The 25,181-nt window shown below is 72.4% G+C and carries 23 protein-coding genes and 2 tRNA genes; 17 read left to right on the forward strand and 8 right to left on the reverse strand.

The window, feature by feature from the left end; translation table 11 throughout:
• The first annotated feature begins 180 nt into the window (after nt 1–180).
• The 4 genes from ACF09K_RS03655 to ACF09K_RS03670 all read left to right on the forward strand — a co-directional run bounded on the left by ACF09K_RS03655 (nt 181) and on the right by ACF09K_RS03670 (nt 3,355).
• Nucleotides 181–1,290 carry an SDR family oxidoreductase gene (locus tag ACF09K_RS03655; RefSeq protein WP_392240812.1) on the forward strand — a complete coding sequence of 370 codons (1,110 nt, stop codon included), beginning with the start codon at nt 181–183 and terminating at the stop codon, nt 1,288–1,290.
• A 124-nt stretch (nt 1,291–1,414) separates the two neighbouring features.
• Complete coding sequence (locus ACF09K_RS03660) at nt 1,415–1,873, forward strand: molybdenum cofactor biosynthesis protein MoaE (protein ID WP_392240813.1); 459 nt, start codon at nt 1,415–1,417, stop codon at nt 1,871–1,873.
• Nucleotides 1,874–2,026: 153 nt separating this feature from the next.
• The gene (locus ACF09K_RS03665; protein WP_392240814.1) at nt 2,027–2,191 is read left to right on the forward strand and encodes a hypothetical protein; all 165 of its coding nucleotides are present in this window, start codon (nt 2,027–2,029) and stop codon (nt 2,189–2,191) included.
• Between the two features lie 63 nt (nt 2,192–2,254).
• Entirely contained in the window at nt 2,255–3,355 is a 1,101-nt protein-coding gene (locus tag ACF09K_RS03670) for a PDZ domain-containing protein (RefSeq protein ID WP_392240815.1), read from the forward strand.
• Nucleotides 3,356–3,400: 45 nt separating this feature from the next.
• Here ACF09K_RS03670 and ACF09K_RS03675 read toward each other — a convergent pair whose 3' ends face one another.
• Entirely contained in the window at nt 3,401–3,943 is a 543-nt protein-coding gene (locus ACF09K_RS03675) for a PPA1309 family protein (protein ID WP_392240816.1), read from the reverse strand.
• Between the two features lie 164 nt (nt 3,944–4,107).
• Between ACF09K_RS03675 and ACF09K_RS03680 the strand changes: the two genes are divergently transcribed.
• The 4 genes from ACF09K_RS03680 to ACF09K_RS03695 all read left to right on the forward strand — a co-directional run bounded on the left by ACF09K_RS03680 (nt 4,108) and on the right by ACF09K_RS03695 (nt 9,424).
• Nucleotides 4,108–7,077 (forward strand): UPF0182 family protein, encoded by a 2,970-nt coding sequence (locus ACF09K_RS03680; protein WP_392241031.1) that lies wholly within the window; start codon nt 4,108–4,110, stop codon nt 7,075–7,077.
• 41 nt (nt 7,078–7,118) lie between these two features.
• Nucleotides 7,119–7,192: transfer RNA gene (locus ACF09K_RS03685), tRNA-Met, on the forward strand.
• Between the two features lie 206 nt (nt 7,193–7,398).
• Nucleotides 7,399–9,258: a tetratricopeptide repeat protein gene (locus ACF09K_RS03690; RefSeq protein WP_392240817.1), complete on the forward strand. Its 1,860-nt coding sequence runs from the start codon at nt 7,399–7,401 to the stop codon at nt 9,256–9,258.
• Between the two features lie 92 nt (nt 9,259–9,350).
• Nucleotides 9,351–9,424, forward strand: a tRNA-Met gene (locus ACF09K_RS03695).
• A 195-nt stretch (nt 9,425–9,619) separates the two neighbouring features.
• Here the strand turns inward: ACF09K_RS03695 and ACF09K_RS03700 are convergent.
• Entirely contained in the window at nt 9,620–10,048 is a 429-nt protein-coding gene (locus tag ACF09K_RS03700; RefSeq protein WP_392240818.1) for a Fur family transcriptional regulator, read from the reverse strand.
• A gap of 193 nt (nt 10,049–10,241) precedes the next feature.
• On the opposite strand from ACF09K_RS03700, the gene ACF09K_RS03705 reads away from it, so the two are divergent.
• A complete protein-coding gene (locus tag ACF09K_RS03705; protein ID WP_392241032.1) occupies nt 10,242–11,693 on the forward strand; it encodes a catalase in 1,452 nt (483 codons plus the stop codon).
• A gap of 72 nt (nt 11,694–11,765) precedes the next feature.
• Here the strand turns inward: ACF09K_RS03705 and ACF09K_RS03710 are convergent, their stop codons facing one another.
• From ACF09K_RS03710 to ACF09K_RS03735, 6 genes are all read right to left on the reverse strand, one after another.
• Entirely contained in the window at nt 11,766–12,161 is a 396-nt protein-coding gene (locus ACF09K_RS03710; protein WP_392240819.1) for a cyclic nucleotide-binding/CBS domain-containing protein, read from the reverse strand.
• Nucleotides 12,162–12,303: 142 nt separating this feature from the next.
• Nucleotides 12,304–13,104 (reverse strand): histidinol-phosphatase, encoded by an 801-nt coding sequence (gene hisN / locus ACF09K_RS03715; protein ID WP_392240820.1) that lies wholly within the window; start codon nt 13,102–13,104, stop codon nt 12,304–12,306.
• A 425-nt stretch (nt 13,105–13,529) separates the two neighbouring features.
• Nucleotides 13,530–13,853: a DMT family transporter gene (locus ACF09K_RS03720; protein WP_382784856.1), complete on the reverse strand. Its 324-nt coding sequence runs from the start codon at nt 13,851–13,853 to the stop codon at nt 13,530–13,532.
• A gap of 75 nt (nt 13,854–13,928) precedes the next feature.
• A complete protein-coding gene (rsgA, locus tag ACF09K_RS03725) occupies nt 13,929–14,939 on the reverse strand; it encodes a ribosome small subunit-dependent GTPase A (RefSeq protein ID WP_392240821.1) in 1,011 nt (336 codons plus the stop codon).
• Nucleotides 14,940–14,950: 11 nt separating this feature from the next.
• Nucleotides 14,951–16,276: a 3-phosphoshikimate 1-carboxyvinyltransferase gene (aroA, locus tag ACF09K_RS03730; RefSeq protein WP_392240822.1), complete on the reverse strand. Its 1,326-nt coding sequence runs from the start codon at nt 16,274–16,276 to the stop codon at nt 14,951–14,953.
• A gap of 116 nt (nt 16,277–16,392) precedes the next feature.
• Entirely contained in the window at nt 16,393–17,115 is a 723-nt protein-coding gene (locus tag ACF09K_RS03735; protein WP_392240823.1) for a M50 family metallopeptidase, read from the reverse strand.
• A 50-nt stretch (nt 17,116–17,165) separates the two neighbouring features.
• Here ACF09K_RS03735 and ACF09K_RS03740 point away from each other — a divergent pair, with 50 nt between their 5' ends.
• The 8 genes from ACF09K_RS03740 to def all read left to right on the forward strand — a co-directional run bounded on the left by ACF09K_RS03740 (nt 17,166) and on the right by def (nt 24,925).
• Nucleotides 17,166–17,990 (forward strand): SOS response-associated peptidase, encoded by an 825-nt coding sequence (locus tag ACF09K_RS03740; protein WP_392240824.1) that lies wholly within the window; start codon nt 17,166–17,168, stop codon nt 17,988–17,990.
• Between the two features lie 169 nt (nt 17,991–18,159).
• Nucleotides 18,160–18,747, forward strand: a complete 588-nt coding sequence (locus tag ACF09K_RS03745) for an alpha/beta family hydrolase (RefSeq protein ID WP_392241033.1) — start codon at nt 18,160–18,162, stop codon at nt 18,745–18,747.
• Between the two features lie 248 nt (nt 18,748–18,995).
• On the forward strand, nt 18,996–19,691 hold the full coding sequence (sigR, locus tag ACF09K_RS03750; RefSeq protein ID WP_392240825.1) for an RNA polymerase sigma factor SigR: 696 nt from the start codon (nt 18,996–18,998) through the stop codon (nt 19,689–19,691).
• A complete protein-coding gene (gene rsrA, locus ACF09K_RS03755) occupies nt 19,688–19,990 on the forward strand; it encodes a mycothiol system anti-sigma-R factor (RefSeq protein WP_392240826.1) in 303 nt (100 codons plus the stop codon). The genes sigR and rsrA overlap by 4 nt, the downstream gene beginning before the upstream one ends.
• 199 nt (nt 19,991–20,189) lie before the next feature.
• Nucleotides 20,190–21,599, forward strand: coding sequence for an HD-GYP domain-containing protein (locus ACF09K_RS03760; protein WP_392240827.1), 1,410 nt, complete (start codon nt 20,190–20,192; stop codon nt 21,597–21,599).
• Nucleotides 21,600–21,858: 259 nt separating this feature from the next.
• Complete coding sequence (locus tag ACF09K_RS03765) at nt 21,859–23,118, forward strand: HD-GYP domain-containing protein (protein WP_392240828.1); 1,260 nt, start codon at nt 21,859–21,861, stop codon at nt 23,116–23,118.
• Between the two features lie 105 nt (nt 23,119–23,223).
• On the forward strand, nt 23,224–24,204 hold the full coding sequence (locus ACF09K_RS03770; protein ID WP_392240829.1) for a tetratricopeptide repeat protein: 981 nt from the start codon (nt 23,224–23,226) through the stop codon (nt 24,202–24,204).
• Between the two features lie 70 nt (nt 24,205–24,274).
• Nucleotides 24,275–24,925, forward strand: coding sequence for a peptide deformylase (gene def / locus ACF09K_RS03775; protein ID WP_392240830.1), 651 nt, complete (start codon nt 24,275–24,277; stop codon nt 24,923–24,925).
• Nucleotides 24,926–25,181: the final 256 nt, after the last annotated feature.

The raw sequence follows: 25,181 nt of genomic DNA on the forward strand, positions 1-25,181 counted from the left end.
TGGTAAGGCCACCGGCTCTGGTCCGGCGGCGCGGCTGCCCTGCAACACCACCCAGCGTAGACACCCGGGCTCGATCGGGCCTCGGTGCTCCGCCGACTCGCGGCCTGCGGCAGGATGGATGCCACCTGGTACGAACGCGTCACTCGCGCCCGTATGGAAAACAACCGCTGGAGACACCTGGTGAGTTCCCCAGATCCGCAGGTTCGCGCAGCGCGAAACCCGTCGACCCCGGGCGGGCCGCGCGGCCCCGTCGTCGCCGTGACCGGCGCCGCGACCGGAGTGGGCGCGCTGCTGACCGAGCGGCTCGCCGCGTCCGAAGAGATCAAGCAGGTCATCGCCATCGACGAGCGGCGGGGCGAGTGCGACGCGGCGCAGTGGCACATTCTCGACGTCCGCGACCCGGCGATCGCCGAGAAGCTGCGCGGCGCGGACGTCGTCGTCCATCTGGCGCTCGATCTCGACCTGGGGAGCGAAGCCGCCGCCCGAACGGCCTACAACGTGCGCGGGACCCAGACGGTGCTGACCGCCGCCGCGGCCGCCGGGGTGCACCGCGTGGTCCTGTGCACCTCCGCGATGGTCTACGGCGCGCTCCCGGACAATGAGCTGCCGCTGTCGGAGGACGCGGAGCTGAAGGCCACGGCGGAGGCGACCGGCGTCGGGGACCTCCTGGAGATCGAGCGGCTCGCCCGCCGCGCCCCGCGCGCGCATCCCGGTCTCAACGTCACCGTGGTCCGGCCGGCGGTGCTGGTGGGCGGCACGGACACCGCGCTGACCCGGTACTTCGAGTCGCCCCGGCTGCTGGTCGTCGCCGGATCGCGGCCGGTCTGGCAGTTCTGCCACGTCGAGGACCTGTGCGGGGCGCTGGAGTACGCCGTCCTGGAGAAGGTCGACGGGGAACTCGCCGTCGGGTGCGACGGATGGCTGGAGCAGGAGGAGGTCGAGGAGCTGAGCGGGATCCGGCGGATGGAACTGCCGTCGGCGGTCGCGCTCGGCGCGGCGGCCCGGCTGCACCGGATCGGGCTCACGCCGTCCCCGGCGGGGGACCTGGCGTACACGATGTATCCGTGGGTGGTGAGCGGAAGTCGGCTGCACGACGCCGGGTGGCGGCCCCGCTGGACCAACGAGGAGGTGCTGGCGGAGCTGCTGGAGGAGGTCTCCGGGCGGCACACCGTGGCCGGGCGGCGCCTGGGCCGCAAGGACGCGACGGCCGCGGGGGCCGCGGGGGCGACCGTCGCTCTGCTCGGCGCCGCCGCCGTGGTGCGCAGGGCCCGCAAGGCACGGCGGCGGTAGCGGCCGCGGCGGCCGGATCCGCCGGCCCTCCGGGGGTACCCCTGGAGGAGGCTCCCGTCTCTGCGCGCGCGTGCCGGGTGATTCCGCTGTTCCCGCTGTCCGCGGGGTGCGGCACGATGGAGTCATGGCACCCAGCAACGATCACCCCGGTGAGCAGGCCGCGCAGGATCCCGTCAAGCTGATCGCGATCCGGGACGGCGCACTGTCCCTGGACGAGGTCTTCCGGGCCGTCGGGGACGACGCGGCCGGCGGGACGGCCCTGTTCGTGGGAACCGTGCGCAACCACGACGGCGGCGCCGACGTGGACTGCCTCGGGTACTCCAGTCATCCCAGTGCCGAGGCGGAGATGCGGCGGGTCGCGGAGAAGGTCGTCGCCGAGTACCCGGTGCGGGCGCTCGCCGCGGTCCACCGGGTGGGGGACCTCAGGGTCGGTGATCTCGCGGTCGTCGTCGCCGTGTCCTGTCCGCACCGCGGCGAGGCCTTCGAGGCCTGCCGCAGGCTGATCGACGACCTCAAGCACGAGGTGCCCATCTGGAAGCACCAGAGGTTCTCCGACGGCACCGAGGAATGGGTCGGCGCGTAGCGCCGTCCTCGGGGGGCGGTAGGGCGGCTCGAGGCCTGCCGGAGCGGCCACCCGTCCGGTTGCGTAACCCCACCCCTGCCATGAGCGTTGTCAGTGCGGAAGGTTAATCTGCTGATCAGTCAGTTGCGGTCGCACGTGGGGTTGGGAGGTCGCATGGGGGCGCTCGCCTGGTTGCTGATTCCGCTGTTCGCCGCGATCGGCGCGGGTCTGTGGGGCAGTTGGGCCAACCGCACGCGCAGAGCCCGCGGCGACGGCCCCGAGCTGGACGGTTACGCCCGCTTCCGCGCGGCCATGGAGAGGTCCCACTCGGGCACCTGAGGTCCGTGCCCCGGGCGGTGGCCCTGACGGTGCGCCGACAGGGGCGTCCCGTACTGTCGAGTCATGCCACGCCGCACCGCGACGATGCTCGCCTCCACCCTGATGCTGATCGCGCTCCTGTGCGCGGGAGTACTCATCCGCGTGCCGTACGCGGAGATGTCCCCGGGGCCGACGGTGAACACGCTCGGGGAACACGGCGGCGAGCCGGTGCTCCAGATCGCCGGGCGCAAGACCTATCCGACCGACGGTCACCTCAACATGACGACCGTGCGGGTGACCAGCGCCGACTACCGGATGAACCTGGTCGAGGCGGTCTACGGCTGGCTGGCGCACGACAACAAGGTCGTCCCGCACGACACGCTCTACCCGGACGGCAAGACCGAGGAGCAGTCCACCCAGGAGAACGCCGAGGAGTTCAGCCAGTCCCAGGAGAGCGCCAAGGTCGCCGCCCTGAAGGAGCTGGACGTCCCGGTGCGGTCCTGGGTGATCGTCTCCACCGTCGTGAAGGACTCGCCCGCCGAGGGCCGGCTGCACGCCGGAGACGTGATCAAGGACGTGGACGGTACGGCGGTGAAGGCCCCCGCCGACGTCGCGAAGCTGGTGACGAAGCACAAGCCCGGCGAGGACGTCGTCTTCACCATCGTGCCCGCGAAGGACCAGGCCGCCGCCGAGAAGGCGCAGAAGACGGCGACCAGGACCCAGAAGGTCACGATCAGGACGGCGGCCTCCGACGACGGCGGGCAGAAGCGGGCCGTCGTCGGGATCTCCGCCGGCACCGACCACACGTTCCCGTTCACCATCGACATCAAGCTCGCCGACGTCGGCGGCCCGAGCGCCGGCCTGATGTTCGCGCTCGGCATCTACGACAAGCTCACCCCGGGCAGCCTGACCGGCGGGAAGTTCGTGGCCGGCACCGGCACCATCGACGACGACGGCAAGGTCGGCCCGATCGGCGGCATCCAGCTGAAGACCGTCGGCGCCCGCGACAAGGGCGCGCAGTACTTCCTGACGCCGGCCGACAACTGCGCGTCCGCCGCCAAGGACACCCCGAGCGGGCTGACGCTCGTCAAGGTGAACACCATCGAGGACGCCCTCGGCGCCCTGAAGGACATCCGCAGCGGCGACACCGCCGACCTGCCGACGTGCACGGCCGGCAGGTCCTGAGGCGGCGCCGGGAGTCCGCCGGACCGTGCGGCGACGCCGTGGGGGCTACTCCTCGAACGTCGCCGACAGGGCCTCCGCGAGGCCCGGGACCAGTTCCGAACCGGTGAGGACCTCCGTCGGGGAGTCCTTCTCGCGCAGCCGCAGGGCCGAGTCCCGGGTGCCGTCGCGCAGCACCGCCACCGTCATCCGCACCTCCTGGCGGTCGGGGTGATCGGCCACCCACCGCGTCAGCTTCGCTCCGCTCAGCCCCTGCGGGACCTGCGCCTCGGCGGACGGGGGCAGCATCAGACGCTCCACGGTCAGCGCGCAGCCGGCCACGGAGTCGGGCCAGGCGATCGTCGCGAGGAACTCGTCGAGCGGCTTGTCCGTTGGCACTTCGTCCTGCTCGATCGGGGTGAGACCGGTGGTCTCGGGCGCGTCCTCCAGGCCGAGCTGGGCGGCGAGCGCGGGTTCCTGGGTCCGCAGCCGTGCGGTGTCTACGAGGGCGAAGAGGCGGGCGGGCTGGTCCCAGCCGAGGCCGGAGGCGTACTCGTCGATCTCGAGTACGGCCCGGGTGAGCGGGCTCGCCGCCATGGGAGTGTTGGACATGGTCACAATCCTGCCTCGTTCCCGGCCGGAATCGGGAACCAGGTAAACGGTGAGTAAGTTGCATAGGTGTGGGCCCGCGATCACGGGGGGCCACGGAGGGTCCACGAAGACGCGGGCCTGACCGATCAACAGCGAACTTCGGGGTGCGAACCTTGGCTTTCCAGATGCCGGACCGCGGCGGAGGCCCGACCGGGCCACGGATCAGAGTGGGCCGTCCGTCCCGGCGGGTCCGGACCCTGCTCATGACACTGGGCGTGCTTGCCGTCCTGGGCATGGTGTTCACCATGTTCGCCGGGTTCTGGACGGACTGGCTCTGGTACCGGTCGGTGGACTACTCCTCCGTGTTCACGACCACCCTGTCGACCAAGATCGGACTCTTTTTCGTCTTCGGTCTGCTGATGGCCCTCGCGGTCGGGCTCAACATCTGGCTGGCCCACCGCCTGCGGCCGCCGCTGAGCGCCATGTCGATGGAGCAGCAGAGCCTCGACCGGTACCGCATGGGGATCGCGCCGTACAAGAAGTGGCTGCTGCTCGGCATCACCGCCCTCGTCGGACTGATCGCCGGCGCCTCGGCGTCGGGGCAGTGGCGGACCTGGCTGATGTGGGTCAACGGCGTGTCCTTCGGGCAGAAGGACCCGCAGTTCCACCTCGACGTGTCCTTCTACGCCTTCGACCTGCCCTGGTACCGGTTCCTGCTCGGCTTCGGCTTCGCCGCCACGATCCTCTCCCTGATCGCCGCCGCGCTCACCCACTACCTGTACGGCGGGCTGCGCGTCACCAGCCCCGGCGCGCGCGCCACGGCCGCGGCCACCGGACACCTGTCGGTGCTGCTGGGCGTCTTCGTCGCCCTCAAGGCGGTCGCGTACTGGCTCGACCGGTACGGCCTGGCGGTGAAGTCCAGCGACTTCAAGGCCACCGACAACTGGACCGGCCTGCGCTACGTCGACGCCAACGCCTACCTGCCGGCCAAGACGATCCTGTTCTGCATCGCGGTCATCTGCGCCCTGCTGTTCTTCGCCACGCTGTGGCGGCGCACCTGGCAGCTGCCCGTCATCGGCTTCGGCCTGATGGTGCTCTCCGCGATCCTGATCGGCGGCCTGTACCCGGCCATCGTCCAGAAGTTCCAGGTCCAGCCCAACGAGCAGGCCAAGGAAGCGCCGTACGTCGAGAAGAACCTCAAGGCGACGCGCGAGGCCTACGGCATCGAGGGCACCCAGGTCACCGACTACTCGGGGACGAGCAAGACCGAGGACAAGACGACGCTGCGCGACGACGTGGCCGGCGCGGCGAGCATCCGCGTCCTGGACCCGAACATCGTGTCGCCGACCTTCCAGCAGCTCCAGCAGATCCGGAAGTACTACGCCTTCCCGACCAACCTGGACGTGGACCGCTACAGCGTGAACGGCCAGGACCAGGACACGGTCATCGGTCTGCGCGAGCTGAACCTCGCGGGCGTGGACAAGCAGAACTGGATCAACAACCACTTCCGCTACACCCACGGCTACGGCGTGGTCGCCGCCAAGGGCACCACCGCCGACGCCGACGGCCGTCCGGCCTTCACCGAGTCCAACCTGCCGTCGGAGGGCGTGCTCGGCAAGTACGAGCAGCGGATCTACTACGGCGAGAAGACGACCACGTACTCGATCGTCGGCGGTCCCCAGAAGGAGATCGACTACTCCGACGACCAGGGCGAGAAGACCACCAGCTACACCGGCAAGAGCGGGGTCAACCTCTCCAGCGCGGTCAACCGGGCGGCGTACGCGGTGGCGTTCGGCGAGCCGCAGATCCTGTACTCCGGCGCGATCGGCGAGGGTTCGAGGATCCTCTACAACCGCACGCCCAAGGAGCGCGTCGAGGCGGTCGCCCCGTGGCTGACCATCGACGGCGACGCCTACCCGGCGGTCGTGGGCGACCGGGTGCAGTGGATCGTCGACGCGTACACCACCACCAACGGCTACCCGTACGCCTCGCGGACCACCCTCGGCGACACGACGGCCGACTCGCTGACCGCCACCAACGACAACCGCGCGGTGGTGGCCCAGCAGAACCAGGTCAACTACATCCGCAACTCGGTGAAGGCGACCGTCGACGCGTACACCGGCGAGGTCAAGCTCTACCAGTGGGACACCAAGGACCCGGTCCTGAAGACCTGGATGAAGGCCTTCCCCGGCACGGTGGAGAAGAAGTCGGAGATCTCCGGCGCGCTGATGGCCCATCTCCGGTACCCGCAGGACCTGTTCAAGGTCCAGCGCGAACTGCTCACCCGCTACCACGTGAAGGACGCGACGACGTTCCTCAGCGGCAGCGAGGTCTGGCAGGTGCCCAACGACCCGACCAACCAGTCGAACGACGCGGTGCCGCCGTACTACCTGAGCATGAAGATGCCCGACCAGAAGGCGCAGGCGTTCTCGCTGACGACGACGTTCACGCCGAACGGCCGGGACAACCTCAGCGCGTTCATGGCGGTCGACTCCGAGGCCGGCACTTCCGGCTACGGCAAGATCAGAGTCCTGAAACTGCCGACCAGCACGACCGTCGACGGACCCAAGCAGGTGCAGAGCCAGTTCAACTCCGAACAGGACATCGCCGAGTCCATCAGGCTGCTGAAGGGCGGCGACTCGGAGGTCGAGTACGGCAACCTGCTGACGGTGCCGCTCGACGGAGGACTGCTGTACGTGGAGCCGGTCTACGTGCGCGGTGGTGGACTCAAGTACCCGCTGCTGCGCAAGGTGCTGGTGTCCTACGGAGGCGTCACCGCCTTCGAGGACTCCCTCGACGAGGCCCTCAACAAGGTCTTCGGCACGGAGGGGGCGACACCGAAGCCGCCGGCGGACGACGGTGACACCACCAACCCGCCACCGGCGACCGGCGACGCGACGGTCCAGGAGGCGCTGAAGGACGCCCAGGAGGCCTTCACCGCGGGCCAGGAGGCCCTGAAGAAGCCCGACTGGGAGGCGTACGCCAAGGCACAGGCGGATCTCGAGGCCGCGCTGAAGCGGGCCGAGGACGCGCAGGCCGCGGCGGGCGAGAACGGCTCGACCGGCCCGAGTCCGAGCGGCTCGCCGAGCGCGAGTGCCAAGCCCGGCACCGGCACCGGTCCCACGCCGAGTCCGAGCGGCAGTCCCAGCGGCTGATCAAGAACCACCCCGCGTCGTGGTACGGTTGTGGAACACGACGCGGGGTGGAGCAGCTCGGTAGCTCGCTGGGCTCATAACCCAGAGGTCGCAGGTTCAAATCCTGTCCCCGCTACTCCAGGCGAAGGCCCGGATCCTGAAAAGGATCCGGGCCTTCGTGGTGTGCGAACGCATGTCCCCGCACGAGGTACCGCCGTGCCGACGTGGGGAGTTGGGGCATCTGTGTTTGACTTGTCTCTCTGTGGGCATGTCGACAAAACGCTGAAGTGACCTCACGGACTGCGGTATACCAAGTGTGGCCGGGTTGCAGGTGGTGCGACGATGGACGTTATGGGGGACAAGGCAACTCTGTTCGAGACAGGGCGATTTGTGCAGCCTTCCGGCGAGGAAGGCACCCCGGACGAGACCTCGGAGGAGACTCCGGACATGGGTCGGGACGAGACGGGGGATGCCGTCGAGGAGGCGCGCCGACGGCTCGCCGCCGAGGCCGGCGACGTCGAGGCGATGAGCGTCCTCGGGGCCCTGCTGCTGCGCCGCGGCGATCTCGACGGAGCCGAACCCCATCTGCGCGCCGCCACCACGGCGGGCGACCGTGCCGCCGCCAACAACCTCGGCGTCCTCCTCCACCAGCGCGGCTACCCCGACGAGGCCGCCGGCTGGTGGCGGGTCGCCGCCGTCGCCGGCTCCGCGCCCGCGGCGCACGCGCTGGGCCGTCACCACCGCGAGCGCGGCGACGAACCCGCCGCCGAGTACTGGCTGCGCCAGGCCGCCGAGCAGGGGCACGTCCTGGGCGCCTACGCCCTGGCCGACCTCCTGGAACACCGGGGTGACCACCCGGGCGCCGAGCGGTGGATGCGGGCCGCCGCCGAGCGCGGGCACCGGGAGGCGGCGTACCGGCTCGCGCGGGCGCTCGACCGCAGGGAGCCGCAGCCCGCCGACGGCTGCCGGGACGCGGCGGACGACGGTGTCGCCGTGCCTGCGGAGGCCGAGCAGTGGTACCGGCAGGCCGCCGCGCGCGGACACCGGCGGGCCGCGCTGCACCTCGGGGCCATCCTGGAGCGGCGGGGCGAGCTGAAGGAGGCCGGGCGCTGGTACCTGACGTCCGCCAAGGACGGCGAGCCCCGCGCGGCCTGCGCCCTCGGTTTCCTGCTGCGCGACGCCGGTGACACCGAGAACGCCGCCGTGTGGTGGCTGCGCGCCGCACAGGACGGCGACGGCAACGCGGCCAACGCGCTGGGCGCCCTGTACGCCGAGCGCCACCAGACCCAGACCGCCGAACGCTGGTACCGGGCGGCCATGGACGCCGGCGACGACAACGGCGCCTACAACCTCGCCCTGCTCTGCGCCGAGCAGGGCCGTACCGCGCAGGCCGAGCAGTGGTACCGGCGTGCCGCGTACGCCGGGCACCGCGAGGCCGCCAACGCGCTGGCCGTCCTGCTGCTCCAGGGCGGGGACGCGGCCGGGGCCGAGCCGTGGTTCTCCAAGGCCGCGGAGGCGGGCAGCGTCGACGCCGCCTTCAACCTCGGCATCCTGTTCGCCGGCCGCGGCGAGGACGCGGTCGCGCTGCGCTGGTACGAGCGGGCCGCCGCGGCCGGGCACACCGAGGCGGCGCTCCAGGTCGGCATCGCCCGGCTGCGGGAGGGTGACGAACAGGCCGCCGAACGCCATCTGCGGTGCGCGGCGGGCGGGGGCAGCGCGGAGGCGGCGTACCGGCTGGCGTCCGTGCTCGACGCCCGTCGGCCGCCCCAGCCGGCGCACGAGCTGGGCGAGATCGTGCACGAGAAGACCGAGTGCGAGGAGTGGTACGAGCGGGCGGCGACCCAGGGGCACCGGCGCGCGCAGGTGCGGGTCGGGATGCTGGCCGCCGCGCGCGGCGACGTGGTGCAGGCCGCGCGGTGGTACCGGACGGCCGCGGAGGCAGGATCGCGCAACGGCGCCTTCAACCTGGGGCTGCTGCTCGCGAGGGAGGGCAGCGAGCCCGAGGCGGCCGTGTGGTGGGCGCGCGCGGCCGATGCCGGGCACGGGCGGGCGGCGTTGCGGCTCGCCCTCGTCTACGCGCGGCGGGGAGAGCTGGCGGAGGGGCAGCGGTGGGCGGACCGCGCGGTGTCGCTCGGGCCGGGGGAGGTGGCGGAGCGGGCCGCGCGGCTGCGGGACGCCCTCCGGGAGGAACTGTCGGCGTGAGCTTCGCGCGACGTGCCCTGACCTGGGACGACAGGGGGCGGGGAATCGATTTGCTTCTTCCTGTTCCCGTGACGTAACGTTGCATTCAACGACGCGGGGTGGAGCAGCTCGGTAGCTCGCTGGGCTCATAACCCAGAGGTCGCAGGTTCAAATCCTGTCCCCGCTACTGAAGGCCGAGGGCCGGAATCCGAAAGGGTTCCGGCCCTCGGTTCGTTTTCGGGCCGTGCCCGACGCGGACGGCGCCGGACTCGGGGATTCGGGCAGTGCCGGGCTCGGGCGGTGCCGGTAACGGCGGACGGCGCCCGGACAACGCGAAGCCCCGGCGTCCAGGGCGGACGCCGGGGCTCGTGTGTCGCGTGGATCAGGCCGACGCCGGTGCCGCCGCGCAGTTCGGGCAGACACCGCGGTACGTCACCTCGACGCCCGAGACCGTGAAGCCGAAGCGCTCGGTGTCGGGCAGGTCGGCCAGCGGATTGCCGCTCGGGTGGACGTCGCGGATCGCGCCGCACTGGGCGCAGACCAGGTGGTGGTGCGGCCGGTGCGCGTTCGGGTCGTACCGCTTGGCGCGCTTGTCGGTGGCGACCTCGAGCACCTCGCCGAGGGAGACCAGCTCGCCGAGCGTGTTGTAGACGGTCGCCCGGGAGATCTCGGGCAGCTTGGCGACGGCCCGCGCGTGGACCTCGTCGGCCGTCAGGTGGACGTGTTCGCCGTCGAGGACCTCGGCCACGACGCGCCGCTGCGCGGTCATCCGCCATCCGCGTCCGCGCAGCCGTTCCAGAAGGTCACTCATGGCACCAGCCTAACAGGAGGGGGGAACGAGTCCCGAACAGGTGTGACTTTGGATGCTTGCTTGACTTAGACAATGTCTATTGTAGGATCGATCCCGGCTTTGGCCAAGCAACAGGAACGGGCGATGCCGGGCAACCGGGCCGGACAACGGGACCAGGCGACAGGAACGGTCGGGAATGACGCAGGAGACGCACATGACGCAGGGGCCGCTCACGACGGAGGCCGGCGCGCCGGTGGCCGACAACCAGAACAGCGAGACCGCGGGCGTCGGCGGCCCCGTCCTCCTCCAGGACCAGCTGCTCCTGGAGAAGCTGGCGCACTTCAACCGTGAGCGCATCCCGGAGCGCGTGGTGCACGCCCGCGGCGCCGGCGCCTACGGCACCTTCACGGTGACCGCCGACGTCACGCCGTACACCAGGGCGGCGTTCCTCTCCGAGGTCGGCAAGCGGACGGAGACGTTCCTGCGGTTCTCGACCGTGGCGGGCAACCTCGGGGCCGCGGACGCCGTGCGCGACCCGCGCGGGTTCGCGCTGAAGTTCTACACCGAGGAGGGCAACTACGACCTCGTCGGCAACAACACCCCGGTGTTCTTCATCAAGGACGCCATCAAGTTCCCCGACTTCATCCACACCCAGAAGCGCGACCCGTACACGGGCTCGCAGGAGGCGGACAACGTCTGGGACTTCTGGGGGCTCAGCCCCGAGAGCACCCACCAGGTGACCTGGCTGTTCGGCGACCGCGGCATCCCGGCGAGCTACCGCCACATGGACGGCTTCGGCTCGCACACCTACCAGTGGAACAACGAGGCCGGCGAGGCCTTCTGGGTCAAGTACCACTTCAAGACCGACCAGGGCATCAAGAACCTCACCCAGGCCGAGGCGAACCGGCTCGCCGGCGAGGACCCGGACTCCCACCAGCGGGACCTGCGCGAGGCCATCGAGCGCGGCGAGTACCCGACCTGGACCGTGGGCGTGCAGGTCATGCCGGTGGCCGACGCGGCGACGTACCGGTTCAACCCGTTCGACCTCACCAAGGTGTGGCCGCACGCCGACTACCCGGTGATCGAGTTCGGCAGGCTGGAACTCAACCGCAACCCGGAGAACGTCTTCGCCGAGGTCGAGCAGTCGATCTTCTCGCCGGCGCACTTCGTGCCCGGCATCGGCCCCTCGCCCGACAAGATGCTCCAGGGCCGCCTCTTCGCCTACGGTGACGCCCACCGCTACCGCGTCGGCATCAACGCCGACCACCTGCCGGTGAACCGCCCGCACGCCACCGCGGCGCGCACCCACGCGCGGGACGGCCTCCTGTACGACGGCCGCCACGGCGGGGCGAGGAACTACGAGCCGAACAGCTTCGGCGGACCGTCCCAGACCGACCGTCCGCTGTGGTCCGCGACCGCCGTGACCGGCGGCACCGGCAACCACCCGGCGCCGGTCCACGCCGAGGACGACGACTTCGTGCAGGCGGGCAACCTCTACCGGCTGATGTCGGAGGACGAGAAGGAACGCCTGATCGGCAACCTGGCGGGCTTCATCTCCAAGGTCTCCCGCGACGACATCGCGGAACGGGCGATCGACAACTTCCGTCGGGCCGACGCGGACTACGGCAAGCGGCTGGAGGCCGCGGTCCAGGCCCTGCGCGGCTGACACTCCAGCACTGGACCGCTTGTCGTGAGCGGACGGGCCGGACCCCCTTCGGGAGGTCCGGCCCGTCCGTGCTCACAGGGCCGGGGCGGGTTGCCGTGCGGGGGCCCAGCAGCGGATGAGGTCGCGGACGGAGACGACGCCGACGGCCTCCTCGCGGTCCAGGACGACGAGGTGCCGGAAGCCGCCGTGCGCCATGGCCGCGGCCGCCTCCTCCAGGGTCCAGGTCGGGGCGGCGAAGACGACGTTGTTGGTGGTGTGGGCGTGGGTGCGTTCCGCGTCCGGGTCCTCGCCCCGGGCCACGGAGTTGAGGATGTCCCGCTCGGTGAGGATGCCGATGCCACCGGCGTCCGGGTCGAGCACCAGGGCCGCGCCGACGCGGCGTGCGGACATCAGGGCGGCGGCCTGCCGGAGGGTGTGTGCGGGGCCGATGGTGAGCACCACCGTGCTCATGGCGTCGCGGACGAGCATGGGCTGAACACCTCCTACGAACCCGCTGGTGCGCGGATTCACAAATTCACAAGTGGGGGTGTCGTCAGGGTGGCAGGTAAAGCGGGGGTCAACAAGAGGGCGTGCGCGTCCAGTTGAGGGCGCGCGCGCTCATTCGTGTCGGTCAGTCGCGCTCGTTGAGGTAGCCCAGCAGCTCGTCGTGGAGCAGCCCGTTCGACGCGGCGGCGTTGCCGCTGTGCGGGCCCGGACGGCCGTCCAGGCCGGTGAACGTACCGCCGGCCTCCGTCACGACGATCGCCGTGGCCGCCATGTCCCACAGGGACAGCTCGGGTTCCGCGCACAGGTCGACCGAGCCCTCGGCCACCATCATGTACGGCCAGAAATCGCCGTACGCGCGCGTGCGCCAGACCTCGCGGGTGAGGTCCAGGAAGCCGTTCAGCCGCCCCTGCTCCTCCCAGCCGCTGAGCGAGGAGTACGCGAAGGATGCGTCCGACAGCCGTGAGACGCGGGAGACGTGCATGCGGCTCGCGGAGGTCAGGCTGCGGCCGGTGTAGGCGCCGTGGCCCTTGGCGGCCCACCAGCGGCGGCCCAGCGCCGGGGCGGACACGACGCCCACGACGGGCTGGTAGCCGCCCTCGGCGGCCTCCGTCAGCGAGATGAGGGTGGCCCAGACGGGGACGCCGCGCACGTAGTTCTTCGTGCCGTCGATCGGGTCGATCACCCAGCGGCGGGGACCCGTCCCCTCGACGCCGTACTCCTCGCCCAGGATCGCGTCGCGCGGGCGGGCGCGCTGGAGCTGGCCGCGGATCAGCTCCTCGGCGGCCTTGTCCGCCTCGCTCACCGGGGTCATGTCCGGTTTGGTCTCGACCTTGAGGTCGAGGGCCTTGAAGCGGGCCATGGTCGCGGCGTCGGCGGCGTCCGCGAGGACGTGCGCGAGGCGGAGGTCGTCGTGGTAGTCCGGCATGGGACGAACGGTATCCGCCGTGGTGGGGGCGGGGCCACACAGGGCCCGTCGGGGACCCTGCGGGGATCCGGCGGAGATCCGGCGGGAGTCTGGCGGGGACCGGGTGGGACCGGTGGGGGTCTGGCCGGGACCGGTGGGACCCGGCCGCGGTGGTGTCGTTTTTCGCCGTGCCCGCGCAGCGCCGGGCGGACGCCGCCCTGCCCTCGTCGGCGGATCTGGTGACCGCCGTACGATCGGGCCGCGACCGCGGTGGGCGGGGGGAGCGGGGGTGGGGCGGGGCCGGTCTGCGAGGTGGCGGTGGGGCTCGCGCTGTCCTGCGTGGCGGCGCCGCCGGGGGCCGGGGGCACGGTGGGGGAGCTGGTGCGGGGGACCCTGCGCCGGCAGGACGCGGACCGGGAGGTGCCGTCGCCCCCGCGTGCCGGGTCCTAGTGGGCCGAGCCCGACAGCTGGAGGCCGATCACGCCGATGATCACGAAGCTGATCGAGACGATCTTCAGCACGGACACCAGGTCGCCCAAGAAGATCATCCCGTAGATCGCGGTGCCGGCCGCGCCGATGCCGGTCCAGACCGCGTAGGCCGGGCCGACGTCGAGTTTCTTCAGGGAGAGGGTCAGCAGGCCGAAGCTGCCCAGGGCGAACGCGGCGAAGGCGATCGTCGGCCACAGCCTGGTGAAACCGTGCGACAGCTTCAGGCAGACGGCGAAGCCGGTCTCGAGCATTCCCGCGACGACGACCAGCAGCCACGCCATGTGCTGTCCTCCCCTGTAAGCGGCTCGGTGCGATTATGCACTTACCGAACCCCGGCACCCACAAACACGCGAGGGTCAGTCGCCTTCCGTGCGCTCCCTCGTCGACAGCAGGCGCCGCAGCGAGTACAGCCGCGCCGGGTCCGCGTGCCCCTCGGCCACCCACGCGTCCAGCGCGCAGTCCTGCTCGTCGTGGCTGCACGCGCGCGGGCAGCCCTCCGTACCCGGCACCAGGTCGGGGAAGGCGAGGATGACGCGCGACGGATCGATGTGGGCCAGCCCGAAGGAACGGATGCCGGGGGTGTCGATGACCCAGTCGTCGGTGCCGCTCAGGGGCAGGGCCAGCGCCGAGGTGGTGGTGTGCCGGCCGCGGCCCGTGACCGCGTTGACGTGCCCTGTCACCCGCCGCCGCTCCTCGGGGACCAGCGCGTTCACCAGGGTCGTCTTGCCGACGCCGGAGTGACCGACGAACGCCGTGACCCGCCCGGCCAGCTGCTCGCGCACCAGCTCCGCCGCGTCGCCGCTCGCCAGCTGCTCGCGGTTGGTGACGACGTAAGGGATGTCGAGGTGGCCGTACAGCTCCAGCAGCTTGTCCGGGGACGCCAGGTCCGACTTCGTCATGACGAGCAGCGGGGTCAGGCCGCCGTCGAACGCCGCGACCAGGCAGCGGTCGATCAGCCGCGGGCGCGGCTCGGGATCGGCCAGGGCGGTGACGATCGCGAGCTGGTCGGCGTTGGCGACCACCACCCGCTCGTACGGGTCGTCGTCGTCCGCGGTGCGGCGCAGCACCGAGGTGCGCTCCGCGATGCGGACGATGCGCGCCAGGGTGTCCTTCGTGCCCGACAGGTCGCCGACCAGGGCGACCCGGTCACCGACGACCGCCGCCTTGCGGCCCAGTTCGCGGGCCTTCATCGCCATCACGATGCGGTCCTCGACGAGGCAGGTGAGCCGACCCCGGTCGACGGTGAGGACCATGCCGTCGGCCGCGTCCTCGTGCTTGGGGCGGATGTGCGTACGCGGCCGGTTGCCCTTGCGGTTCGGGCGGCTGCGGATGTCGTCCTCGTCGGTGTGCTTGCCGTAGCGGCGCATGGCGAACGTCCCTATGCCCCGGACGCCCCGAGCATGCCCGTCCACAGGTCGGGGAAGTCCGGCAGCGTCTTCGCCGTCGTGGCCACGTTCTCGATCTGCACGCCCTCCACGGCCAGGCCGATGACCGCACCGGCCGTGGCCATGCGGTGGTCGTCGTAGGTGTGGAAGATCCCGCCGTGCAGCCGGCGCGGGCGGATGCGCAGGCCGTCGGCGGTCTCGGTGACGTCGCCGCCCAGCTCGTTGATCTCCTTGGTGAGCGCGGCCAGGCGGTCCGTCTCGTGCAGCCGCAGGTGCGCCACGCCCCGCAGGGTGGAGGGGGAGTCGGCGAGGGCGGCGACCGCCGCGATGCCCGGGGTCAGCTCGCCGACGTCGCCCAGGTCGACGTCGATGCCGTGGATCGCGCCCGACCCGGTGAAGGCCAGGCCCTGCTCGGTCAGTTCGCAGGAACCGCCCATCTCGGTGAAGATCTCCCGCAGCCGGTCCCCCGGTTGGGTGGTCCGGGCCGGCCAGTCCGGTACGACGATCCGACCGCCGGTCACCAGTGCCGCCGCGAGGAACGGCTGCGCGTTGGACAGGTCCGGCTCGATGGTCAGGTCCCGGCCGAGCAGCGCGCCCGGCGTGACCCGCCAGACGTTCGGCTCGCCGCCCGACTCCGGGGTGTCCACCTGGGCGCCCACCGCGCGCAGCATGTCCACCGTCATCCGGATGTGCGGCAGGGAGGGCAGCGTGGCGCCGGTGTGCCGGACCTCGACGCCCTGGTTGAAGCGCGGCCCCGACAGCAGCAGGGCGCTCACGAACTGCGACGAGGAGGAGGCGTCGACCTCGACCGGGCCGCCGTCCAGCGCGCCCCCGCCGTGCACGGTGAGCGGCAGCGAGCCCCGGCCGTCGTCGTCGATGCGCGCGCCGAGCGCGCGCAGGGCGTCGATCACGCTGGCCAGGGGACGTTCGTACGAGCGCGGGTCGCCGTCGAAGCGGACCGGACCGTCGGCCAGCGTGGCGACCGGCGGCAGGAAGCGCATCACCGTGCCCGCGTTGCCGACGTCGACGGTGGCCGGGCCGCGGAGCCCCGCGGGCAGCACGCGCCAGGCCTCGCCGGTTCCGTCGGGTCCCACGCCCTCCTCGATGCCCACGCCCATCGCGCGCAGGGCGCCCGCCATGAGCAGGGTGTCGCGGGAGCGGAGGGGACGGCGCAGCCAGCCGGGTTCGGAGGCCAGGGCGGCCAGGACGAGAGCGCGGTTCGTGACCGACTTGGACCCCGGCACGTGGACCGTCGCGTCGACGGCCTCGCTCGCGTGCGGGGCGGGCCAGAGGGCGGTGTGGGCGGGGTTCGGGGCCATGGGCCCACTGTATAAGCAGGGCATGGCCGGGGCGGTCCGGCACGGGGGCCGGCCGGGGAGGCGCACGCCCGCGTCCGGACGGCCCGCGCCCCCTCACACGCCCCCGAAGGCGCCCCTCACACCCCCAGCAGCCAGCGCCCGCCGCCCAGCAGCGCGCACAGGCTCACCGCGTGGAAGAGGAACAGCCACAGGCCCGCCGGCACGTGGGTCAGGCGGGACAACTGGTCCGCGTCCGAGTCCCCGGCACCGCCGCGGGACCGCTTCGCCTGGAGTTCGAAGGCCGGACGCACGCCGCCCAGCAGCAGGAACCACACCACCGCGTACGCGAACGCCGCCTGCACCTGGGCATCGGCCAGCCAGGACACCAGCAGGAACGTGCCGCCCGTGAGGAACACCGTCAGCACCCCGTACGCGTTGCGGATCATCACCAGCATCGCCACCAGCAGCGCCGTCGCCAGCCACAGCAGCAGCGTGATGCGGCCGGCACCGAGCAGCGCGGCGCCGCCCAGGCCCAGCAGCGGGGGAGCGGTGTAGCCGGCGGCCGCGGTCAGGATCATGCCGAGGCCGTACGGCTTGCCCCGGCTCAGGGTCAGGCCGCTGGTGTCGGAGTGCAGGCGTATGCCGGTCAGCCGACGGCCGGTCAGCAGGGCGACCAGACCGTGACCGCCCTCGTGGGCGATGGTGACGGCGTTGCGGGAGAGGCGCCAGAGCGTGTGCGGCACGACCACCGCCAGCGCGGCGACCATGGTGGCGATCACCACCCACAGGTCGGGGTCGGACTGGGTGCCGACGAGCCGGTCCCAGAGGTCGGGCAGCGCGGTGGCGGCGGTGCTGTCCATGATGTCGGGTGGCTCCCTCTCGTCCTACGGAATCTGGCAGTGTGGCACGCATGTGCGGACGGTATGCAGCGAGTCGCAGGCCCGAGGATCTCGCGGAAACCTTTGAGATCGAGAAGATCGAGGAGCGGGAGCCCGAGGAGGACCTCGGGCCCGACTACAACGTGGCCCCCACCAAGGAGGTCCACGTGGTCCTGGACCGTCCTCTGAAGGACGCGCCGGATCCGCGCCCGGTTCGTCAGCTGCGCAGACTCAGGTGGGGCCTGGTCCCGTCCTGGTCGAAGACGCCCGAGGGCGCCGCCCGGATGATCAACGCGCGCGCGGAGACCGTCCACGAGAAGCCGTCGTTCCGCCGCGCCTTCGCCACCCGCCGCTGCGTGATCCCGGCCGACGGCTACTACGAGTGGGTCACCGGGCGGCAGGAGCGCGACCTGGAGGTCGAGGGCCGGAAGAAGCGGCCCCGCAAGCAGCCCTACTTCGTGCTCCCGGCCGACGGCTCGGTCTTCGCGATGGCCGGCCTCTACGAGTTCTGGCGCGACCGCACGCTGCCGGACGACCATCCGCAGGCGTGGTGGGCGACCTGCTCGGTGATCACCACGGAGGCGGAGACGAGCCCGCTCGCCGTGCCCCCCGCCGAGGGTCCGCGCACGCTGCACGACATCCACCCCCGGATGCCCCTGATGCTCACCCCCGACCGCTGGGACGCCTGGCTGGACCCGTCCCGTACGGACGTCGAGGACCTGCGTTCCCTGCTCGAGCCGCCCCCGCCCGGCCTGATGCGCGCCTACCCGGTGTCGACCGCCGTGAGCAACGTCCGCAACAACGGCCCCGAGCTGCTGAGAGAGCTGGAGGGCCCCGAGGAGGGCACACTCTTCTGACGTGACCGACGGGACGGATGCGGCAGACGTGACCACCAGGACCACCAGGACCACCAGAACCACCGAGAAGAACGGGGCCACCGGGGCCGCCGGGACCCCCGGGGCCGGCGACGCCGCCGGGACCACCGGGACGGTCCGGACCGTCGACACCGACGCCGGGCCCGCCCGCATCACCTGGCACCGGGCGAAGCGGCCGAGGCTGGTCCTCGCCGTGAGCCACGGGGCCGGCGGCGGCATCGAGGCGCGTGATCTGCGCGCGCTCGCCGACGTCCTCCCCGGGCACGGCGTCAGTGTCGCCCTCGTCGAGCAGCCCTGGCGGGTCGCCGGGAAGAAGGTGGCGCCCGCACCGAGGACACTCGACGCCGGCTGGCGCGGGATCTGGGCGGCCGTCGCGGCCCCCGGCCTGCCGGTGATCTCCGGCGGCCGCAGCGCGGGCGCCCGCGTGGCCTGCCGCACCGCGACCGAACTCGGCGCCCACGCCGTGCTCGCGCTCGGCTTCCCGCTCCACCCGCCCGGCAGGCCGGAGCGGTCCCGGGCCGCCGAACTGCTCGGCGTCGCGGTGCCCACGCTCGTCGTCCAGGGGGGCAACGACCCCTTCGGCAAGCCCGGGGAGTTTCCCGAGGGGACGTACGAGCTCGTCGAGGTGCCCGGCGGCGATCACGGTTTCGCCGTGCCCAAGAGGGCCCCGGTCACCCAGGAGCAGGCCCTGGAGACGATCACCGCGGCGGTCGCCGGGTGGACCGCGTCACTCGGGTGAACGGCGGGGAATGCCGCGGGGCGGATGGCTGTTGAGCCGGACAGAAGTGCTGAACACGCAGCACCGATGTCGTAGGAGAGGAAGTCCGGCGCATGGGTTCGACCATCTGCCCCAGCCGCACCGACCTGGACTGGACGGTGCTGCACGCGGCCAGGACCGCACCCGTTCGAGCGGCGGGTGGGACGGGTAGTCGTCTATCCTCCGATTCGAGTGGGACCGGTTTCGGTTCTGCCCGCGATCTTGAGGAGGTGGGTCCGGTCACCGGTACCGACGCAGGGACCGACAACGGCCAGGCGGAGCTGCCCGAGGGCCCGGGCACGGACGTGGGGACGGGAGCGGAGTCCACCGCGGAGCGCAGCGCGCGCTTCGAGCGGGACGCGCTGGAGTTCCTCGACCAGATGTACTCGGCCGCCCTGCGCATGACGCGCAACCCGGCGGACGCCGAGGACCTGGTGCAGGAGACGTACGCCAAGGCGTACGCGTCCTTCCACCAGTTCCGCGAGGGCACCAATCTCAAGGCCTGGCTGTACCGGATCCTGACCAACACCTTCATCAACTCGTACCGCAAGAAGCAGCGCGAACCCCAGCGCAGCGCGGCCGAGGAGATCGAGGACTGGCAGCTGGCGCGCGCCGAGTCGCACATGTCCACCGGTCTGCGCTCCGCCGAGTCGCAGGCGCTGGACCACCTGCCCGACTCGGACGTGAAGGCCGCGCTCCAGGCGATCCCCGAGGAATTCCGCATCGCCGTCTACCTCGCGGACGTCGAGGGCTTTGCGTACAAGGAGATCGCGGACATCATGGGGACACCCATCGGTACGGTGATGTCCCGGCTGCACCGGGGCCGCCGTCAACTGCGCGGCATGCTCGAGGACTACGCCCGTGAGCGCGGGCTGGTCCCGGCCGGCGCCGGAGAGTCGAACGAAGCGAAAGGCTCGGGCTCATGAGCTGCGGAGAGCCGCACGAGACGGACTGCGGTGAGGTCCTCGACCATCTCTACGAGTTCCTCGACAGTGAGATGCCGGACGTCGACCGCGACAAGTTCAAGCAGCACTTCAACGAGTGCTCGCCGTGCCTGGAGAAGTACGGGCTGGAAGAGGCCGTCAAGAAGCTGGTCAAGCGCTGCTGCGGCCATGACGAGGTGCCGACCGACCTGCGCTCGAAGGTGATGGGCAGGCTCGAGCTGATCCGCTCCGGACAGGCCGTGCCCGAGCACGACGTGTCGGTCACCCGCCAGGAGTCCTGAGGCCTCCTCCCGGAGCCCGGGACCCGAGGCCCGAGACCGGCCCGGTTCCGCCCGGCACCCCTGCGCGCGCCTCGGCACGTCTCGCCGGGACCGGTCGAGATCACCCGAATGTGCTAATCCGCGCGTGATGCGCCCGCGTCGCCACCTCCCGCCACCCTAGGCTCCGGAACCTGGACCAGCCGTGGCCGGGGGAGGCGACATGGACGGCATTCCGGTGAGGGCGCGGGTGTACGTCGCCTGTGCCGCCCTGGGCGGGGTGTGCTGCCTGATCCCGCTCCCGACGGACCGCGCACCCTGGTGGCCGGTCCTGCTGCTGGCCCCGCTGTACGCGTGCGGCGAGCGCGTCGCCCGCCGCCGGTTCACCGGCACCTGCTACCCCGTCCTGCTGGCCGGGGCCTTCCTGCTGCCGGCGGCGGCCGCCGCGCTCGTGCCGCTGCCGGGCGCGCTGCTGTCCCCGGTGGAACAGCGCCCCGGCGTGCTGCGGCGCGTGTGGCGGGCCGCCCGGCTGGCACTCGGCGTGTGGGCCGCGTCCCGCACCCACGAAGCGCTGGGCGGCCGGGACGCCGTCGAGGCGTCCGGCGTTCCCGCCCTCCTCCTGCCGGCCGGGGCGGCCGTCCTGGTCCTGTCCCTGGTGCTCGCCGCCCTGGACGCGGGGATGCTCGCCCTGGCGGAGGGGCTGCCGCCGCGGCGGGCCCGGCACGGGCTGTTCCCGCGCTCCCTGGCACCCCTCGGGGTGCACGGACTCGCCGGCCTGATGATGGCCGTCCTGTGGAACAGCCCCTACGGGCCGGTCGCCGCGCTGCTCGTGCTGTTCCCGATGGGCGTGTCCTGGTGGGTGTTCGCCCAGTACCACCGGGAGCGCGCCGCCCATCAGGCGACGATCCGCGCGCTGGTGCAGGCCGTGGACATCAAGGACGGCTACACGCGCGGGCACAGCGAACGCGTCGGACGGGCCTCCACGATGATCGCCCGTGAGCTGGGCATGAGCGAGGACCGGGTCGAGGTGATCCGCTTCGCCGGGATCCTGCACGACGTCGGCAAGCTGGGCGTGCCCACCCGCCTGCTCCGCAAGGACGGCCCCCTGACGCCGGAGGAACGGCGCGTGATCGAACTGCACCCCGAGTACGGGCACGAGATCACCCGGGGCATCTCCTTCCTCGGCGAGGCCCGCTCGGCGATCCTCCACCACCACGAGCGGCTGGACGGCAACGGCTACCCCTACGGGCTGGCCGGCGGCCAGATCCCGGAACCGGCGCGGGTGGTGGCGGTCGCCGACGCCTTCGACGCGATGACCTCGAACCGCTCCTACGGCCGGGCCCGCCCCGTGCGGGCGGCGCTGGAGGAACTCCGGCGGTGCGCGGGGACCCACTTCGACCCCCGCATGGTCACCGCGCTGACCCGCGTGATCGTCCGCGACGGCTGGCACCCGGCCGTCACCGCCGACGAGCCCCGCCCGACGGGGCCGGCCCCGTCTCCCGCCCCGGCCCCGACCCCGGCCCCGACCCCGGCCCCGTCCACTTCCCGGGCCCCGTCGCAGGCCACGTCCCCGTCCCGGGTCCCGCCCGCGTCCCCGTCACCGGCCGCCGAGCGGCCGGAGGCCCGCAGGTGAGGGGTGCGGGGGGCCCGCGGGCGGCCGGGGCGGCGCCGCGGGTGGCCCGGCGTCCGGCGGCCGGGCCTGAGGCGGCGCTTCTCCCGCGTCCGGCGGCCGGGTCCGATGCGGCGCCTCTCCCGCCTCCGCCGGTCGGGTCCGCGGCGGTACTCCCCCCGCCTTCGCCGGCCGGGTCCGCGGCGGTACTCCCCCCGCCTCCGCCGGCGGGCCGCCCCGCGGCTCCTCCCGAAACCGCCCCGGTACGAAGCGGAGCCCGGGAATGAGCGGCCGTCCCCGGGCGGCGCGGGCCTGCGAGCCCCTGCGCGTGCTGCACGCCTGCGCCGGGCTCGTCGTCGGGGCGTCCCTCCTGACCGTCCTGCGGTCGGGTCTGGCGGAGCGGTCGGTCGCGCTCGCGTTCGGGGTGCTCGTGGCCGTCGGCGAGACGACCCGGTGGAGCGGGCCCGGGTCGCGCGGGGCCGCGCCCCTCGGCACCGCGGCCGCCCTGTCGTACGCGCTGCTCGGGGAGCACGCCGGGCACGCCACGCTGCACGGGGCCGCCCAGGTCGTCTCCGTCGTGGCGGTCGCCTCGCTGCTCGGCAGCGTGCCGCACCTCGCCCGGGGACGGGGGCCCGTCCTGGACCACCTCGTCCGGCGGGTGCTGGCCGTCGGCTTCGCCGCCGTCTGCTTCCAGCCCCTGTACAACCGCGGCGTGTTCGACCGCTGGAGCGGTCCCGCCTACGCGCTGCTGCTGCTCGCCCTGCTCGTCCTCACCACCCTGTGCGAAGCCGTCGTCGCCGCCGCGCTCGCGCACTCCCGCACCGGCTGGCCGTTCCCGCCCCTGCTGCGCGACGAGCTGCGGTCCGTGCCGGGGATCGGGTCGGCGGTGTGCGCGACCGGCGCGGTGATGGCGCTGGCGGTGGCCGTCGTCGGCCTGTGGGCACTGCCGGTGTTCTCGGTGCCGCTGCTGCTCACCCAGCTGTCCCTGCGCCGGTACGCCGCGGTCCGCGCCACCTACCGGCAGACCATCGCCTCCCTGGCCCGCGCCACCGAGATCGCCGGCTACACCCCGGCCGGGCACGCCCGCCGGGTCGCCAGGCTCAGCCAGGCGGTCGGCCGGGACCTGGGCCTGACGGAACCGGAGCTGACCGTGCTGGAGTACGCCGCCCTGATGCACGACATCGGCCAGCTCAGCCTCGTCGACCCGGTCCCGGCCGGGGCCACCGCCGCCCTGCCGCCGGCCGAGCAGCGGCGCATCGCCCTGCTGGGCGGGGCCGTCGTCCGCCGGACCGGGGTGAGCGCGCAGGTCGCGACGGTGGTGGAACGGCAGGCGGACCCCTACCCTGAGCAGCCGACGGCCGCACGGATCGTACGGGTGGTCAACGCCTACGAGGAGAAGGTGCGCGACGCCGGCCCCGGCGGGCCGCTCACCGCGCTGGAGGAACTGCGGCTGGGCGCCGGCGGGGAGTACGCCCCCGACGTGGTGGAAGCCCTGGCCAGGGTCCTGTCGCGGGACTGTCTGACCCTGCCCGCGGGTGGGTAACCGATGGGTAATGAGCGGCCTTCCAGCCACACGTGGTTGGATGCGAGGGAGAGAGTGTCCGGGGGCACTGGCCAGCCCACAGAACGGAACTGGCAGGCGGGAATCGTGAGGATCTTCGGCAAGGGACGGCACCGGCCCTCCGCCTCCTGGCGGCAGGCCACCGATCGCGCGTTCACGCTGATCGGGGACGGCCGGTACGAGGACGCGGGCGCGCTGCTGACGCGTGCCGCCGACCTCGAACCCTGGCTGTCGGAGTCCTGGTTCAACCTCGCCCTGCTGCACAAGTTCCGGCACGACTGGGAGCAGGCCCGCACCGCGGGGCTCCGTGCCGTCGCCCTGCTCGACCGGGGGGCCGGCGCTCCCGACTGGTGGAACGTCGGCATCGCCGCCACCGCCCTCCAGGACTGGCCGCTGGCCCGGCGTTCCTGGCAGGCCTACGGGCTGCACGTCCCGGGCGGTGCCACCGCCGCCGGCGAGCCGCTCGGCATGGACCTGGGCAGCGCCGCCGTACGGCTGTCGCCCGAGGGGGAGGCCGAAGTGGTGTGGGGGCGGCGGCTGGACCCCGCCCGGACCGAGGTGCTGTCGATCCCGCTGCCGTCCTCGGGGCGGCGCTGGGGCGAGGTCGTCCTGCACGACGGGGTGCCGCACGGCGAGCGCACCACCTCCGTCGGGCACTCCTACCCCGTCTTCGACGAGATCGAGCTGTGGGCGCCCTCGCCCGTCCCCACCTGGGTGGTCCTGCTGGAGGCGGCCACGGAGACGGACCGCGACGCGCTCGAGCAGCTCGCCGCCGACGCGGGCTTCGCCGCCGAGGACTGGTCGTCCTCCGTCCGGCTGCTGTGCCGGATGTGCTCCGAGTCGCGGATGCCGTCCGACGAGGGCGACGGCGAGCACCTCGACCCGCACGACCACAGTGAACCGGGACACCCCGGACCGCTCGGCCACCGCACCGACGGGCAGCTGTGGGTGCCCGAGCGGGAGTGCGGGGTGGCCGCGCCGGCCTCGCTGGTGAGGGGCCTGCTGGACGGCTGGGTCGCGGACAGCCCCGACTCCCGTGACTGGCGGGACCTCGAAGAGGTCTGCTGAGACCCGGAGCCGGATCCCTTTAGGCTGTACTCACAGGTTTCTCCAGGTTGCAGGAAGGCATACGTCGGTCATGGCGCAGCAGGACACCGATCAGCAGCACGCGGGAGTGCTCCCCGTGGACGACGAGGGCTTCGTCATCGACACCGAGGAGACGGAGGAGCGCGAGCGGACCTGGCGGGACGCCGGGACCTCGCGGCCCATCACCGTCGTCGGCAATCCGGTGCTGCACAAGGAGTGCGAGGACGTCACCGAGTTCGGCGAGGAACTCCAGCAGCTCGTCGCCGACATGTTCGCCTCGCAGCACACCGCCGAGGGCGTGGGCCTGGCCGCCAACCAGATCGGCGTCGGCCTCAAGGTGTTCGTCTACGACTGCCCCGACGACGAGGGCGTCCGGCACACCGGTGTGGTCTGCAACCCCGAGCTGGTCGAGCTGCCCGCGGACCGGCGCCGGCTGGACGACAGCAACGAGGGCTGCCTGTCGGTGCCCACCGCGTACGCGCCGCTGGCCCGGCCCGACTACGCCGAGGTGACCGGCCAGGACGAGAAGGGCAACCCGATCAAGGTGCGCGGCACGGGCTACTTCGCCCGGTGTCTGCAGCACGAGACGGACCACCTGTACGGGTACCTCTACATCGACCGCCTCTCCAAGCGCGAACGCAAGGACGCGCTGCGGCAGATGGCCGAGAACGAGCCGCGCTACCCCGTGGTCGCCAACGACTGAGCCACCCCGCTCTCCGCTCCCTCTCCGCCTGCCCTCCGCTCCTTCTCCGCCCGACCGCCCGCCCCTCTCCCCGCGCGACGCCCGGCCGTGACCCCCACCGGCCGGGCGTCGTTCGTGCGTCCGACGTGCGTCCGACCGGCTTCGCGGTCCCCTCATCCACGATCGGTCACGCAAGAGGGATTCTCGGCATGTCGGGGTGGCGAATGAAGCAAATCCGTTCCCAGAACAGTCAGTTGTAGTGCTGAATGGGGGTGCG

Source organism: Streptomyces sp. NPDC014882 (assembly GCF_043081325.1).
Classification (GTDB): domain Bacteria; phylum Actinomycetota; class Actinomycetes; order Streptomycetales; family Streptomycetaceae; genus Streptomyces.

What these genes read in the sequence shown, in the direction of transcription:
- ACF09K_RS03660 (WP_392240813.1), top strand. Translation starts at nt 1,415, where the DNA reads ATGGCACCCAGCAACGATCACCCCGGTGAGCAGGCCGCGCAGGATCCC.
- ACF09K_RS03665 (WP_392240814.1), top strand. Translation starts at nt 2,027, where the DNA reads ATGGGGGCGCTCGCCTGGTTGCTGATTCCGCTGTTCGCCGCGATCGGC.
- ACF09K_RS03670 (WP_392240815.1), top strand. Translation starts at nt 2,255, where the DNA reads ATGCCACGCCGCACCGCGACGATGCTCGCCTCCACCCTGATGCTGATC.
- ACF09K_RS03675 (WP_392240816.1), bottom strand. Translation starts at nt 3,943, where the DNA reads ATGTCCAACACTCCCATGGCGGCGAGCCCGCTCACCCGGGCCGTACTC.
- ACF09K_RS03680 (WP_392241031.1), top strand. Translation starts at nt 4,108, where the DNA reads ATGCCGGACCGCGGCGGAGGCCCGACCGGGCCACGGATCAGAGTGGGC.
- ACF09K_RS03690 (WP_392240817.1), top strand. Translation starts at nt 7,399, where the DNA reads ATGGACGTTATGGGGGACAAGGCAACTCTGTTCGAGACAGGGCGATTT.
- ACF09K_RS03700 (WP_392240818.1), bottom strand. Translation starts at nt 10,048, where the DNA reads ATGAGTGACCTTCTGGAACGGCTGCGCGGACGCGGATGGCGGATGACC.
- ACF09K_RS03705 (WP_392241032.1), top strand. Translation starts at nt 10,242, where the DNA reads ATGACGCAGGGGCCGCTCACGACGGAGGCCGGCGCGCCGGTGGCCGAC.
- ACF09K_RS03710 (WP_392240819.1), bottom strand. Translation starts at nt 12,161, where the DNA reads ATGCTCGTCCGCGACGCCATGAGCACGGTGGTGCTCACCATCGGCCCC.
- hisN (WP_392240820.1), bottom strand. Translation starts at nt 13,104, where the DNA reads ATGCCGGACTACCACGACGACCTCCGCCTCGCGCACGTCCTCGCGGAC.
- ACF09K_RS03720 (WP_382784856.1), bottom strand. Translation starts at nt 13,853, where the DNA reads ATGGCGTGGCTGCTGGTCGTCGTCGCGGGAATGCTCGAGACCGGCTTC.
- rsgA (WP_392240821.1), bottom strand. Translation starts at nt 14,939, where the DNA reads ATGCGCCGCTACGGCAAGCACACCGACGAGGACGACATCCGCAGCCGC.
- aroA (WP_392240822.1), bottom strand. Translation starts at nt 16,276, where the DNA reads ATGGCCCCGAACCCCGCCCACACCGCCCTCTGGCCCGCCCCGCACGCG.
- ACF09K_RS03735 (WP_392240823.1), bottom strand. Translation starts at nt 17,115, where the DNA reads ATGGACAGCACCGCCGCCACCGCGCTGCCCGACCTCTGGGACCGGCTC.
- ACF09K_RS03740 (WP_392240824.1), top strand. Translation starts at nt 17,166, where the DNA reads ATGTGCGGACGGTATGCAGCGAGTCGCAGGCCCGAGGATCTCGCGGAA.
- rsrA (WP_392240826.1), top strand. Translation starts at nt 19,688, where the DNA reads ATGAGCTGCGGAGAGCCGCACGAGACGGACTGCGGTGAGGTCCTCGAC.
- ACF09K_RS03760 (WP_392240827.1), top strand. Translation starts at nt 20,190, where the DNA reads ATGGACGGCATTCCGGTGAGGGCGCGGGTGTACGTCGCCTGTGCCGCC.
- ACF09K_RS03765 (WP_392240828.1), top strand. Translation starts at nt 21,859, where the DNA reads ATGAGCGGCCGTCCCCGGGCGGCGCGGGCCTGCGAGCCCCTGCGCGTG.
- def (WP_392240830.1), top strand. Translation starts at nt 24,275, where the DNA reads ATGGCGCAGCAGGACACCGATCAGCAGCACGCGGGAGTGCTCCCCGTG.